This window comes from Nisaea sp. (assembly GCF_039990255.1).
GTDB lineage: Bacteria > Pseudomonadota > Alphaproteobacteria > Thalassobaculales > Thalassobaculaceae > Nisaea.
The window spans coordinates 441,515-455,054 of the sequence record NZ_JBDXGG010000007.1 but is presented as its reverse complement, the minus strand read 5'-3'; the positions used below and the strand labels follow the sequence as shown (position 1 = coordinate 455,054).

Here is a 13,540-nt window from a genome sequence, read left to right as displayed (position 1 = left end):
AATAACGTCTTCACCGCGACCACGCCTTCGGCACAGGCCTGCAAAGACGGTTGTTTAATCGGACATCGAAGCGCTTTGCGCGATCTTGAAATTCCAGGCAATGATCGCGTTCAGAATGACCGCACCGACGAAAGAGTAAAGGATCTGATCCGGCGCCAGGACGAAACAGGCTCCCAGGAAAATGAGGCTGTCAAAACCCATCTGGAACCATCCGGTCTTGAAGCCGGTTTTTTCCTCCACCACCAGTGCCAGAATTCCAAGGCCACCGGCCGAGGCATTATGGCGGAACAATGCGATCAAACCGACGCCGGCACAGGATCCGCCAAGAGCCGCGCCAAACAGCGGATGTATGCGCTCGATAACAATTAACTCCGACAACATCGGGGTACAGAGTGCGACGCCAGCCACTACAAACAGCGTCCGCAGGGTAAAGTTTACGCCGCGCCTGACGAGAGACAGCCAGAGAAATGGCAAACTCACGCAAAAAAAGACTGTGCCGAAACTGAAAGGAAGCACATAGGACAACAGGAGCGAAAGACCTGCCGTCTGCCCCGTTACCAAGCCGGTCTGCTTGAGAAAAACGACACTCATCGACATCATGAATGCGCCAAAGACTACGCCCTGGGCATCATAAAAAGAGATTGGTGACTTCATGGGGCTCGCGATGTGTCAGTGGCTCGGGTTGATCTAACGCGCGGCATCGTGCCGATCCCAAAAAAACAAAAACGGAAAAGACATCGCAAGACCGAATGACTTGGTTCTAGGGCAATATGACCGACGCGGCAGAAATCTCGTCGGTGATTAGCAGAAACAAGCTTCGGGTAACCAGAAAAACCGGCAATCCTTAGCTTCGTTCAAGGGCGAAAGGGCGCGAAACTATGGCTTCGGCAAATCACTCTATTTATGAAACGTAGCCCCGAAACGCAGCGCGCTTCGAAACAATCTCTCCCACCATATAAAGAGCCCGATTCGGACTGTGCGCCTCTGCATCGCCTATTCTTCTACAGCCGGATCAGTGCCGATGACAGCTACTCACTTTGCGTGTTCAACAAAATCCGTACAATGTGTGAATGTATATGCGATAGAAGCACCCTATTTTGACCATGGTGCCAGAATGATTTTAGTTGGGAGCAGTCAGACGCGCTCGATTATAATATTACTTATTGTAGGCCTCTTCTGGTCATTTTCAGTGGATGCTGCCGAACGCGGCACACTGAAGCGCATTCTGATTTTGAACTCCCTCAGTTCGTACTTCCTCGACGACTCAATCAATTCGTTTAAGAGGGAGATGGCTCGCCTCGGGTTTGAAGAGGGAAAGGATGTTTCCTATTCCGTCATGAACGCCGAAGGTGATTTTGCCTACGCCGAATCAATGCTTGTAGAAGCAATGATCAAGGCTCCGCCCGACCTTGTTGTCACAGTTGCCAGCCTGGCAAGTCTTGTCGCACGCGAACTGTTAAGCGATACGGCGATCCCGCAGATATTCATGATTGTCACTGACCCGGTCGGCGTTGGCTTTGTGGAGGCAATGAACACATCAAGCCAATCTAACATCACAGGTCAGACTCACGTTGTTCCTGCGGAATTCCGGTTGGCACTGGTTTCAAAAATTTTGGAGACAGCTAAGCGTGATAAGCCGTTCCGGATCGGTGTTCCGCGATCTACTTATTCTTCCGCTATTGGCGAATTGTCTCAACTGCGGACTGCAGCGACTAAATTCCCAATCTTGGAAATCGTCGATCTCGGCTTTCCCTATGTGCCGGGAGAAAAAGGCGGTTTGGCAATGCGGGACTCTGCTTTGAAACTGATTGAAGGAAATAAGAACAGCCTCGACGGTCTTTGGCTGGTTCCGGGGCCCAATATAACAAACCCGGATTTTGTGAATGCAATCCTCGATACTGGTGTGCCGATTGTGAATGGCGGCAATATTCGTAACGTGCGCCTTGGCGCCATGCTCGCCATCCATTCAACAGCAGAACTCATCGGAAAATCCGGCGCGGAGACAGCCAGCATGATTTTATCTGGAACCGCTGCCGGAGAAATACCTGTAACCCGGCCGAGCAAGTTTATTGCCGGCGTAAATGTCTCAACAGCCGCCATGCTGGGCGCCATAGTTCCATCCGAGATTCTGGAGCTGGCGCAAGACAACGTCTTTCATCAACAGGGGCGGACAAATTGAGCCTCTACACGAAATTCATTGCCGCGATCATACCTATCGTTCTTTTGGGAACAGGGGCGCTTGGCTATTGGTCCTTCACATATTCGCGGGATGTCCTCTACAGGACCGAGCAACAGGCGATGAACCTGCGGCTTGAGAATGCAATCGACCAATTTGTCGCCCGCCGGTACATGCTTCTGGAAACTACCGGGCTTAACGCACTGACATCTTATGTCGATCAGTACAAGTCCGAGGCTATGAGCGATTTCCAGACTCTCAGCGAGAAAACCGGACGGCGTGTTTTGGTTTTCAACCGTGACGGCACCGCTTTGTCCTGTGGCGGTTGCGAGAACGATCTTTTTCCCGACGGTTGGGAAGAGATCGCATCGGGCGTTACCGGCAAGCTTTTTGGAACCCACTACGCGGCGACCAGCGATCACGCGGTTTTCAGCGCTGCCAGTTTCACGAAACCGGAATGGGATTGGGTTATCCTTCTTACGATCCCGGAATCCGTTATCTCGAAGAGTGTCGAGGATATTCGGCTGGTCACGATCATCGTCTCCCTGGCTTCTATCCTCGCCGTAGCGGGAATGATCGCCTGGGTGTCGCGCGGCCTCCTTGTTACCCCTATCCTGAAGCTCAAGATGGCTGCGGATTCCATTGCGCGACAAGAGCCAATCTCCCGGATCGACATCAACTCGAACGATGAACTTGGCCGCCTCGCCCGGGATATGGAGATAATGTCCCGAGCGACCCACGATTACGTCGAGCGCGCGAACGCGGCAAACAAGGCCAAGTCGGGGTTCCTGGCAACCATGAGCCACGAAATCAGGACGCCGTTGAACGGCGTCCTAGGCATTGCGCAGCTTCTGGAAGACACGGATCTCGATCCTGACCAGCAACGTAAAGTCTCGAACATCGTGGCCTCGGGCAAGACCCTGCTTGCAATCATCAACGACGTGCTGGACATGAGCCGGATCGAATCCGGCGCCATGGAGCTTGAAGACACAATCTTCGACCTGAAAGAATTGCTGTCCTCAATCATGACCCCGTTCCAGACTGCCGCCGCTCAAAAAGGCCTTTTCATCCGGGGCGAATACACAATCTCGGAGCCGGCCCTGATGCGCGGAGATCCCGTCCGCCTGCGACAGATACTCTGGAACCTTCTCAGTAATGCCGTGAAGTTCACGGGCTCAGGCAGCGTCGTCCTCACGGTCAAAGAAATCAGCGCGGACTCCGCGCCGATATCCGTGCCTTCACCTGGCACAACACGCGGGATTCGCTTTGCTGTGATCGATTCCGGGACAGGAATCGCACCGGACCGTCAGGCATCTATTTTCGAGGCCTTCACCCAGGAAGACAGCTCGATCACCCGGAAGTTCGGCGGCACGGGCCTTGGACTGGCCATTGTCAGTCAGATCGTCGAGCTCATGGGTGGCAAGATCGGGATCGAAAGCGAACTCGGGAAAGGGACGACGATAGATGTCTTTATCCCGTTCGGTATCGTCACCGAGGAGGATCTTGAACGCGCGAAGTCATCAAATCTGGCAGCCTCCAGCGAGAGGAAAACGCTCCCCGTTTACAGAGTCTTGGTCGCGGAAGACAACGCAATCAACGCCATGGTGGTCACCGCCGTCCTCGAGAAGCTCGGCCAGAACGTCAAACATGTGGAAAACGGCCGTGAAGCCGTTGACGAAGTCATGCGGGGCGATACCGACTTCGTTTTCATGGACATCCACATGCCGGAGATGGACGGGATCGAAGCGACGAAAGAAATCAGAGCAGCCGACGCCAACAACGACATTCCCATCATCGGTCTCACCGCCGAAGCATTTGTCGAGCGCCATGCCGAGTTCAGAGAGGCCGGCATGAACGAGGTCCTGACCAAACCCTTCACGGAAGACCAACTGTTCAAGGTGCTGTCCCAGTTCGGGTGATTATCCATTCACCCGAGACAGGGCAAAGAACCATACAACGCCAAATCCAGAAGGCAAAATTATGCGGCGCCAGCGTTGGCTGTCTGCAGCAGCAAGATCAAGATAAAGTCAGGGGCAGGCTCAAGCAGCTAAACCCGCCTACGGACGCACAGCTCCAATGGGACCAGATCGTGACGAGTCAGCTTTTGCCATGCTTAAGACAATGCGTTACCGTCCGGAAAAATCACCCTCACATATGATGTGGAATAGCTTCCGATGAGGAACAAGTTAACGCCTTGGGCTCCGACGATACTCAGCATCACCCGTGCAATGGCCGGTCTGATCTTCATGGCACACGGCACACAGAAAATTCTTGGCTTCCCGGTTGGCGGACATGCGCCGGCGATGTTTACGATGTCATGGACGGCAGGCGTCATAGAGCTGATCTGCGGTGCCCTCATCGCTATCGGATTTCTGACGCGGCCGGCCGCGTTCCTGTCGTCCGGCCTGATGGCCTTCGCGTACTGGATCGCTCATGCACCGCGCGACTTCTTCCCGTTGAACAACGGCGGTGATGCAGCAATCCTCTATTGCTTCCTGTTCCTCTATCTGGTTTTCGCTGGCCCCGGGCCTCTCAGCATCGATGGCATGCGCCGTCGCGCCTGAACACGGAACAGGGCGATCCGGCCACACTGCATAGACAACATAAACGTGCATAAAAAATGATCCGCATATACTCTGACTTCACTCTCACGAGGAAGGAGCAGATGATGCGGATCATCTCTATTGCGCTGACGCTCGCCGTAGGGCTTGGCGCCTGCGCCGGTACGTCGTTGGAACGCCGCACCGCACACACCAGCGCTCACTTCGAAGCAATCCGGGGCGACCACACGCTGACCCGCTCCTTCCTTCAGGAAATGCCGAAGGGCGCTGATCTGCACACCCACCTCTCCGGCGCCGTCTACGCCGAAGCCTATATCCGTTGGGCCGCCGACCCGGACCTGCAGCTTTGCTACGATCCCGGCGCCCGGTCTATCGTGAAATGCGCCCCCCACGTCCCGCCGATGACGAAACCGGACTGCATAAGCGCGACGCAGGTTCGGATGAGCGATGCGGCCGAAAGCGATGCCTGCATCGCGGCCATTACCGACAATTTCTCGATGCGCAATTTTCAGCCCAATTCGCTCTCGGGGCAACGCTCGGGGCATGATCAGTTTTTCTCCACTTTCGCCAGGTTCGGAGCGATTTCCGGTGAACGCAAGGCGGAGAGCCTCGCCTGGCTTGCCAGAAATGCGGCGCTTCAAAACATCGTCTATGTCGAACCGATGATGACCCTCGGCTGGGTCAATCCGGCGTCTCTCGGCGTGACACAAAAGCTCTCCGGCGGCAGCGACGATGAACTCGCCGCATTCGAGAAGGCGCTGCTCGATCACGGTTTCGGTAAACTGGTGGATCAGGGTGCCAAAGTCTTGAACGACGCTATGGCGGGCGCCCGCGCGCAGATGGGCTGCGGCACCGCCAAACCGGAGCCTGGCTGCACCGTGACACTCCGCCAGCTCGGCCAGAGCATTCGCACCCAGCCGCCAGAGAACACCTTCGCACAAGTCATGCTGCACTACATGATCGCGGACCGGGAGACGCTCAGCGTCGGGGTGAACTTCGTCGCACCGGAAGATTATCACATCGCCCTCCGGGACTATTCCCTGCACATGAAGATCTTTGGCTATTTCAAACGGAAGTACGAAAAGGTCGGCCTGTCCCTCCATGCGGGCGAGCTTTGGCTCGGTGTGACTGAGCTGAAAGACATGACATTCCATATCCGGGAAGCCGTAGAGATTGCCGGCGTCGACCGCATCGGTCACGGGGTCGACATAGCCTTTGAGAAAGACAGCGGCGCGTTGATCGAGCGGATGGCGGAGGACGGCATCGCGGTCGAGATTAACCTGTCCAGCAACGAGCAGATCCTCGGCGTTAAAGGAAAGGATCATCCCTTCCCGACTTACCTGAAGGCAGGTGTGCCCGTGATGCTCTCCACCGACGACGAGGGCGTCGAGCGCATAGACCTTACGAGCCAGTACCAGCTAGCCGCAGAGCGCTACGGGCTCGGATATGAGGAGTTGAAAACGCTCTCACGGCAGAGTCTGGAGAAAAGTTTTTTGGCGGGCGCGTCGCTCTGGCACGACTTTCGCTCTCTCTTACCAGTGAAAGATTGCGGGAACGGTTTTGAGTCTTCGTCCTGCCAGGCCTTCGTCAGCCAAAGCGACAAGGCACGGGCGCAGGTCGCACTGGAGGAGAGGTTCGAGCGGTTCGAGGCAAAGAGGTGAGAGAGCGGCGAGCCCAATGAGGGGTCATTCCATATCCTCGCCAAATCTCCTCATCTCAGCCGAAAAGTAGGTCAACTCCGCGCCTGCAATGAAACTATTGATCGGCACAAAACCGCGCTCGGAATGCCATACGCCTGACCTCCGCAGTCTTCCTGCCAGATCCAGAATAGTGCCTGCCGTTTTTTGAATCCGTCATGTCATCAGATTGACGGTAGGGTCACATCAGAAAACGATTACCGTTCCAGCGACGCTCAAAACAAAAATACTGAGACGAATACAATGAACGAGACCGCCGCCACCCCCTTCAGCACGCGCACCATGAACCTCGCACATCTGGTCGAGCAGCAGGCGCGGCGGCTTCCTGACGCGCCCGCCTTCATATGGGGCGATGAGCAGTGGAACTGGCGCGCCTTCGACCGGCGGGTAAAGGCGATGGCGTCTGTACTGGCGCACAAAGCCGGGATCGGCAAGGGTGACCGGGTGCTGGTGCAGTCGCAGAACTGTAACCAGCTGTTCGAGAGCATGTTCGCCTGCTTTCGGCTGGGCGCTGTCTGGGTACCGGCAAATTTCCGTGGGATGCCGGACGACCTCGTCTGGATGGCCGAGCTTTCCGGTGCCAAAGCGCTGATCTGCAACGCAGCCTTTCCCGAGCATGCCGCCATTGAAGGACCGAGCCTCGAAACCTGCATTGCCATTGGAAAAGCAGACTTCGGACCTGACATCAACGCGTTGATGGAGCGCTATGCGGACCACGTGCCGCCGCTCGCCGCCGTCGACAGGGACGACCCTGCATGGCTCTTCTTCACCTCCGGCACGTCCGGCCGTCCAAAAGCTTCAGTCCTGACCCACGGCCAGCTCGGCTTCGTCATCAACAATCATCTCTGCGATCTGGTGCCCGGATCGACCGAGGCGGACGCGTCTCTTGTGGTGGCTCCTCTCTCCCACGGTGCGGGCATGCATCAACTGATGATGGCGGCACGGGGCGCACCGACGATCCTGCCCGCCGCTGCCCGCTTCGATACGGCTGAGATATGGTCACTGGTCGAACGCTGGCGCGTGACGAACATGTTCACGGTGCCAACAATCCTGAAAATGCTGGTCGAGGCGCCTGAAGCCATGAGCGCGGACCATTCCAGCCTCCGCCATGTGATCTATGCGGGCGCGCCGATGTACCGGTCCGACCAGATCAAGGCATTGGAGGTTCTGGGACCGGTGTTGGTGCAGTATTTCGGCCTGGGCGAGGTAACTGGCGCTATCACTTTCCTGCCGCCACGCGATCATTCCACCGGCGACGATATGCGCGAAGGGACCTGCGGCTACGCCCGCACCGGCATGCAGGTGGAGATCCAGGGGGAAGATGGGACCGCTCTCGCGCCGGGCGAAACCGGGGAGATCTGCGTCACCGGCGGCGGCGTCTTCGCCGGCTACTGGCGCAACCCGGAGGCCAACGCGAAGAGCTTCCGGGACGGCTGGTTCCGCACCGGCGATATCGGGCACATGGACGAGAACGGTTACGTCTATATCACCGGCCGGGCATCGGACATGTATATCTCTGGCGGCTCCAACATCTATCCGCGCGAGATCGAGGAGAAAATCCTGCTCCACCCGGCAGTGACCGAGACCGCCGTCTTCGGCATGCCGGACCCGAAATGGGGCGAAATCGGCGTGGCAGTCTGCGTGCTGGAAGACGGGCACACGCTCGACGGTGTTGCGCTTGATACGTATCTTCGGGAACTCCTCTCCTCCTACAAGCTCCCACGGCAGTATTTCTTCTGGGAGGACTTGCCGAAAACCGGTTACGGCAAGCTGTCCAAACGGATCATCCGGGCGGAACTGGAAGAACGGCTTGCCGCCGGCGAGAGTGCCCCCTGATGCGCGTCATTACGCAGCCCGGCCCCATCGCCCCTGAGCGTCAGGAGATCCTTCCAGTCGAGGGACAAGCGATCAAGGTGACGCTCCGCCCGGACATTCCGCTTGAAGATGCCGTTGCCGAGGCCCTCGCGACAGCGGGCTGCGACGGCGCCTGGCTGGAGTTTAGCGATGCGCCGGTCGCGGCACTCGACTATGTTATCCCGGCCCTGTCACCCGACGATGAGCATGTCGCCTGGTACTCCGCTATCCACACGTTCGGCGGCCCGGGACGGATAGAGCGGCTGGGCATGATGGTCGGCCGCGAAGGCACCGTATCCTTCCTGCATGGGCACGGGCTCTGGATCCCGGAGGGAGGAGAGATCGCGATGGGTCACATCCTGGCGCCGCGCACAATGCTCTCCGAGCCTACCGTCGCCCACGGCACCGGAATTACCGGCAGTCACTTCGCACGCCAGGCCGACCCGGAGACCAACTTCACACTCTTCAGGCCAGCCGGTGCTGCGAAAGAAGGACAGGATAGCCGCCATGCGCTGGTGCGGCTGGCACCAAACCAGGATTTCACGCACGCACTCGAGCAGGTCTGCACCAGGCTCGGCTGGGACGGTGCACGGGTGCACGGTCTCGGCAGCCTGATCGGCGCCTGGTTCGACGACAGCACTATCCTCGATAGCATTGCCACCGAATTCCTGATCCTCGATGCCGAGGTGCGGACAGAAGGAAGCGCGGGAAAGGGTCCCGAAATTGCGATTGTCGGAATTGACGGCAGCGATATTCGATCCGGAAGGTTATGCCGAGATCAGAACCCGGTGCTCATAACGGCCGAACTGATACTGGAACGCTGCTGATACAGAAGCTCGCGCGCCAGCCTTTCTTACAAAGACTGATTCTCATGGAGCGACTTGCACGCAAGCATTTGAACTCCATGATGTTCGGGTCGGTCGAAAGCGGTCGTGAACGCCGCAGCAATCCCACGAGGTCGCCGTCCGCCAATCCACCTGTCTTTCAACGCTATCGGCGGGGGCATCAAAGATTTTTGCGGAACTAAATGTCTTTGAATTTCTTGAGAAAAGCGGCGATCGCTTCAGTCACTTTCTTTTCAGCCTCATCAACGCTTTGCATCTGCTGCATTACGTCTCTTGCCGCAACGGCCGCTTCGGCTGATGTCGTTTCGACACCCCCGATGTTTTCATCAACGGCAGACACGCGCACGGCCGTATCCGACATACTGCCGGTAATCTCTGACGTCACGGCCCCTTGCTCTTCGGCGGCAGCAGACATTGTCGCTGCCTGGTCACGGACAAGCTCGATGGCCTCGGTGATCCCGCGAATACCGGAAACATTATCCCGAACGGCCTTGGTGACATTGTCGACTTCTGTGCCTATTTCCTCAGTGGAACTGGTCGTCTGGGTCGCAAGTTTTCTGACCTCTTCCGCGACAACAGCAAACCCACGTCCTGCATCACCTGCCCGGGCCGCCTCGATAGAGGCATTCAGGGCAAGCAGGTCCGTTTTGTTGGCGATGTCCTTGATTAAGGTGACCACACCGCTGATGCGTTGTGTTGCGATTTCCAAATGTTCCAGAGAAGACGTCGCCACCTGAGCCCTTGCAGACGCATCATCAGTGAGGCTTGAGGTCTTAGTCACACCTTTGGCGATCTCCTGAATAGAGGATGCCATTTGATCCATCGCGGCCGCGACGACGGTGACATTCTGAGCTGCAGCAACCGAATTCTCTTTGACGACAGAGCCTTGGCGGCTTGTTTCTTCCGCCATTGAGACCATTGATCCCGCAGCAATCTTGGATTGTTTTGACGCTTTTTTCTGGGCGTTCATCGCGCCAACGACGATTTCATGAAAATCTCTGCCGAGTGCCTGAACAGGACGCAAGAGATAAACACCCAACCCATAGCCGCAGGCCAGGATGAGCAGGCTAAACACACCAAGATTGATAAGGGCGTCTCGGATCGAGGCATTGGCATCCGCCATCGCCTCTTCATCCGAGACAGAGAGAATGATTTTCCAGTCAAGCCCGGGAAGGCTCACCTGCTCAAACCCAGCGATCACCGGTACACCCTTGCGATTTTCTGCAGAAACAAGCCCTGCCGTACTATCGAGAACCCGCGTAACAACGTCGCTGGATATCGATGAGCCAATGGCGAGATTGCCGGCGTTCTCTGGCACGGAACGGAGCTCCCCGTTTGCGCCAATAAGAAAGGTTTCCGCAGTCTCGAAGCCGGCAATTTCCTTGTTTACAATAGCATTGATACGATCGACCGGCATCTGGAACGCAATAATTCCGATCAACTGCCCCTCGTCCTTAAGGGGAGCAAGCAAGAATGCGGCATCCTGATTGTATGAGGGCTCGTATGGCTCGAAATCCACAAAGACGAGGTCATCCGACTGATTGCGGATAATTTCTTGAACAGCCCGTCCAAAAGCTGAGCCGCTGTAAGGGCCGTCAACGAAGGATGTGCCGTAGTCGAGCTCCTTGAAGACAGAGTAGACGATACGGCCTTCTTTGGGTTCGAACAGGAAGATGTCGTAGAACGCGAACTCTTCCAGGTACTCTTTAAAAAATGGATGATAGGCCGCATGCAGGCTTGAGTATCGACTGGTATCGCCAGCCGTCATGAGCAGGTGTTTCTCACCAATTTTTTGTGAGTTTTCCGAAATGTAGAGGTGTTGAAGCTTTTCCGCGATCGGGTCGATTTTCATCCATCGGGCTAGATCGGCCTGCATTGCCCCCGTTGTGTTTTCCTGTTGGTAGACATAGCGCTTCCTGAGCTTCCGAGCGCCAACGGCAACATCATCAGATGTTTCGAGCTGGCTAACAGCATCAGTAAAAGCCCGCGTCGCGTCACTGACGACAGGATTGATGACAAGCGTGCGAGCAATGCTGAGAAGTGTGCCAAAATATGTTTCGACCATCTCTTCTTTCAGGTCGATGACAGAGGCAATTTCTGCACGAGCAGAATCTTCTGCCATTTTGTACATGCGGGAGATATCGAACACGGAACTTACGATCATGGGCAGAATACCTGCTGCCAACAACGCACCCATGATCTTGTGTTTGAATTTCATCGCCGATGAATCACATCATGATTTTTGCCAGATTTACGGGCCTATCAGATTTCGAGACGATGTTCACGCTGAAAGGGCAACACCGGCGCCGGTAATACCGAACCCAAATGTCGACAGACCGGGTCCAGAAATAGCGGTTGTCGAAATAGACGGCGGCGATTTCAGGTCCGGAGAGCGAAAGTATGCTCAGAACCTCGTCCTTATGACGGCCAATCTGTTGCTGTAGCGTTGCTAAAACACGATCAACAGAGAATGGTGGGCCCGGAGGGATTCGAACCCCCGACAACACCGTTATGAGCGGTGCGTTCTAACCGCTGAACTACAGGCCCTATTCCGGCGGAAAGCACGGGACAGGTGTTATGCGCACCGACGACGGCGCCGTCAACCGGCCTGCACGTCCAAGGAACTAATTCTCCGTAAAAAAATGCCCGGCCGTCAGGGCCGGGCAGTCAGGCTTTATCGGACCCTCCGATCGGATAACCGACCAAGAAACGTTCCGAGCCGCCAGGGATTGATTCGTCCGTCTGTGCTCAGCAGCTCAGCTGACAGCACCTTCCTGCACGATGGTGAAGCGCGCGGTGCAGATGCTGCGTGTCTCGCTGGCGATGCGGTCCCAGACTTGCCGTGCTTCTCCCTGGTCGCCGAACGGGCCGAACATTCGCTCGGTGCCGTCGATCAGCTGGCTGAACCGGGTGTCCGTGTATTCCCCGCCGATGACCCAGAAACGATTGCTCATTGTCTCTCTCCTTTTTTATACCGGTAGTCCAGGAGCCCGCGGGTAGCGGATTGGTGGCCCCGCAGAACGGTCCGCTGCGCTCCTGAACATCTCGCTTTCGGTTATTCCGCCGCCGTGCGGGCAGCTTCCTCTGTGCCGTGGAACTGGGCTTCCTCTGTCGATCCGGTCAATGCCGTGGTCGAGGAAGCATCCCCCTTGATGGCAGTCGCAACCGCGTCGAAATAGCCGGTGCCGACCTCGCGCTGATGCTTGGTCGCGCTATAGCCTTTGGCCTCGGCGGCAAATTCCGCGTCCTGCAGTTCCGAATAGGCGGCCATGCCGCGGTCTCGGTAGCCGGAGGCCAGCTCAAACATGCCGTAATTGAGGGAGTGGAATCCGGCCAGGGTGACGAACTGGTATTTGTAGCCCATGGCCCCGATCTCGCGCTGGAAGCGGGCGATATCGTCCTTGTCCAGATTGGCCGTCCAATTGAAGGACGGGGAGCAGTTATAGGCCAGCATCTGGTCTGGAAACTCCTTCCGGATGGCTTCGGCAAAGCGCTTGCACTGCTCCAGGTCCGGCGTCGATGTCTCCATCCAGAGCAGGTCCGAATAGGGCGCGTAGGCGAGCGAGCGGGCAACGCAACGCTCGAAGCTGGTGCCATCCTTGAGTCGGAAGAAACCTTCCGCCGTGCGCTCGCCGGTCAGGAACGGGCGGTCACGCTCGTCCACATCGCTGGTCACCAGTTTAGCGCTTTCCGCATCCGTTCGGCAGATCACCAGCGTCGGAACGCCTTCAACATCGGCGGCGAGACGGGCTGCGTTCAGCGTGTTGATATGCTGCTGGGTCGGGACCAGCACCTTGCCGCCCATATGGCCGCATTTCTTCTCGGACGCGAGCTGATCCTCAAAATGCACTGCGGCGGCACCGGCATCGATATAAGCCCGGGTCAACTCGTAGGCGTTCAGCGCACCACCAAAGCCGGCCTCGCAATCGGCGATGATCGGCAGCATCCAGTCGGTACTGTTATCCCCTTCAAGATGATGGATCTGGTCGGTACGCAGCAGGGAGTTGTTGATCTTGCGGGCCAGCTCCGGACCACTATTGGCCGGATAGAGGCTCTGGTCCGGGTACATGGCGCCTGCGACATTGGCATCGGCCGCAACCTGCCAGCCGGACAGATAAACCGCCTTCAGCCCGGCTTTAGCCATCTGCACCGCCTGGCCGCCGGTGACGGCGCCAAGGGAGTGCACATAGTCTTCCTCATGGATGCTCTTCCACAACCGCTCGGCCCCCTTACGGGCAAGGCTGTGCTCGATGCGAACAGTGCCGCGCAAATGCTCCACATCCTCCCGGCTGTAATCGCGTTTCACATTGTCAAAGCGGCCAGACGCGGTCGATGTCAGATTTTCGAAGTCCTGGGACATGGATGATCTCCTCAATTGCGCGGCAGCGCCGCTTTCCTCCGTATCGA

At 57.0% G+C, this 13,540-nt stretch carries 10 protein-coding genes and 1 tRNA gene; 6 read left to right on the top strand and 5 right to left on the bottom strand.

Features of this window, described 5'->3' with window-relative positions; genetic code table 11:
- Positions 1-54 precede the first annotated feature (54 nt).
- Positions 55-654 (bottom strand): YitT family protein, encoded by a 600-nt coding sequence (locus tag ABJ076_RS06810; protein ID WP_348194450.1) that lies wholly within the window; start codon positions 652-654, stop codon positions 55-57.
- Between the two features lie 367 nt (positions 655-1,021).
- On the opposite strand from ABJ076_RS06810, the gene ABJ076_RS06805 reads away from it, so the two are divergent.
- From ABJ076_RS06805 to ABJ076_RS06780, 6 genes are all read left to right on the top strand, one after another.
- The gene (locus tag ABJ076_RS06805; RefSeq protein WP_348194448.1) at positions 1,022-2,179 is read left to right on the top strand and encodes an ABC transporter substrate binding protein; all 1,158 of its coding nucleotides are present in this window, start codon (positions 1,022-1,024) and stop codon (positions 2,177-2,179) included.
- A complete protein-coding gene (locus ABJ076_RS06800; RefSeq protein WP_348194447.1) occupies positions 2,176-4,095 on the top strand; it encodes an ATP-binding protein in 1,920 nt (639 codons plus the stop codon). The genes ABJ076_RS06805 and ABJ076_RS06800 overlap by 4 nt, the downstream gene beginning before the upstream one ends.
- Positions 4,096-4,350: 255 nt before the next feature.
- Positions 4,351-4,740: a DoxX family protein gene (locus ABJ076_RS06795; protein WP_348194445.1), complete on the top strand. Its 390-nt coding sequence runs from the start codon at positions 4,351-4,353 to the stop codon at positions 4,738-4,740.
- A 101-nt stretch (positions 4,741-4,841) separates the two neighbouring features.
- Positions 4,842-6,398 carry an adenosine deaminase gene (locus tag ABJ076_RS06790; RefSeq protein WP_348194443.1) on the top strand — a complete coding sequence of 519 codons (1,557 nt, stop codon included), beginning with the start codon at positions 4,842-4,844 and terminating at the stop codon, positions 6,396-6,398.
- 279 nt (positions 6,399-6,677) lie between these two features.
- Positions 6,678-8,270, top strand: coding sequence for an acyl-CoA synthetase (locus ABJ076_RS06785; RefSeq protein ID WP_348194441.1), 1,593 nt, complete (start codon positions 6,678-6,680; stop codon positions 8,268-8,270).
- The gene (locus ABJ076_RS06780) at positions 8,270-9,115 is read left to right on the top strand and encodes a hypothetical protein (RefSeq protein WP_348194439.1); all 846 of its coding nucleotides are present in this window, start codon (positions 8,270-8,272) and stop codon (positions 9,113-9,115) included. The genes ABJ076_RS06785 and ABJ076_RS06780 overlap by 1 nt, the downstream gene beginning before the upstream one ends.
- A gap of 196 nt (positions 9,116-9,311) precedes the next feature.
- Here the strand turns inward: ABJ076_RS06780 and ABJ076_RS06775 are convergent, their stop codons facing one another.
- From ABJ076_RS06775 to aceA, 4 genes are all read right to left on the bottom strand, one after another.
- Positions 9,312-11,351, bottom strand: coding sequence for a methyl-accepting chemotaxis protein (locus ABJ076_RS06775; protein WP_348194437.1), 2,040 nt, complete (start codon positions 11,349-11,351; stop codon positions 9,312-9,314).
- A gap of 253 nt (positions 11,352-11,604) precedes the next feature.
- Positions 11,605-11,680 (bottom strand) — tRNA-Ile (locus ABJ076_RS06770).
- A gap of 209 nt (positions 11,681-11,889) precedes the next feature.
- Positions 11,890-12,087, bottom strand: a complete 198-nt coding sequence (locus ABJ076_RS06765; RefSeq protein WP_348194436.1) for a hypothetical protein — start codon at positions 12,085-12,087, stop codon at positions 11,890-11,892.
- Positions 12,088-12,188: 101 nt separating this feature from the next.
- Positions 12,189-13,493, bottom strand: a complete 1,305-nt coding sequence (aceA, locus tag ABJ076_RS06760; protein ID WP_348194434.1) for an isocitrate lyase — start codon at positions 13,491-13,493, stop codon at positions 12,189-12,191.
- Between the last annotated feature and the right edge of the window lie 47 nt (positions 13,494-13,540).

What these genes read in the sequence shown, in the direction of transcription:
- ABJ076_RS06810 (WP_348194450.1), bottom strand. Translation starts at nt 654, where the DNA reads ATGAAGTCACCAATCTCTTTTTATGATGCCCAGGGCGTAGTCTTTGGC.
- ABJ076_RS06805 (WP_348194448.1), top strand. Translation starts at nt 1,022, where the DNA reads ATGACAGCTACTCACTTTGCGTGTTCAACAAAATCCGTACAATGTGTG.
- ABJ076_RS06795 (WP_348194445.1), top strand. Translation starts at nt 4,351, where the DNA reads ATGAGGAACAAGTTAACGCCTTGGGCTCCGACGATACTCAGCATCACC.
- ABJ076_RS06790 (WP_348194443.1), top strand. Translation starts at nt 4,842, where the DNA reads ATGATGCGGATCATCTCTATTGCGCTGACGCTCGCCGTAGGGCTTGGC.
- ABJ076_RS06785 (WP_348194441.1), top strand. Translation starts at nt 6,678, where the DNA reads ATGAACGAGACCGCCGCCACCCCCTTCAGCACGCGCACCATGAACCTC.
- ABJ076_RS06780 (WP_348194439.1), top strand. Translation starts at nt 8,270, where the DNA reads ATGCGCGTCATTACGCAGCCCGGCCCCATCGCCCCTGAGCGTCAGGAG.
- ABJ076_RS06775 (WP_348194437.1), bottom strand. Translation starts at nt 11,351, where the DNA reads ATGAAATTCAAACACAAGATCATGGGTGCGTTGTTGGCAGCAGGTATT.
- ABJ076_RS06765 (WP_348194436.1), bottom strand. Translation starts at nt 12,087, where the DNA reads ATGAGCAATCGTTTCTGGGTCATCGGCGGGGAATACACGGACACCCGG.
- aceA (WP_348194434.1), bottom strand. Translation starts at nt 13,493, where the DNA reads ATGTCCCAGGACTTCGAAAATCTGACATCGACCGCGTCTGGCCGCTTT.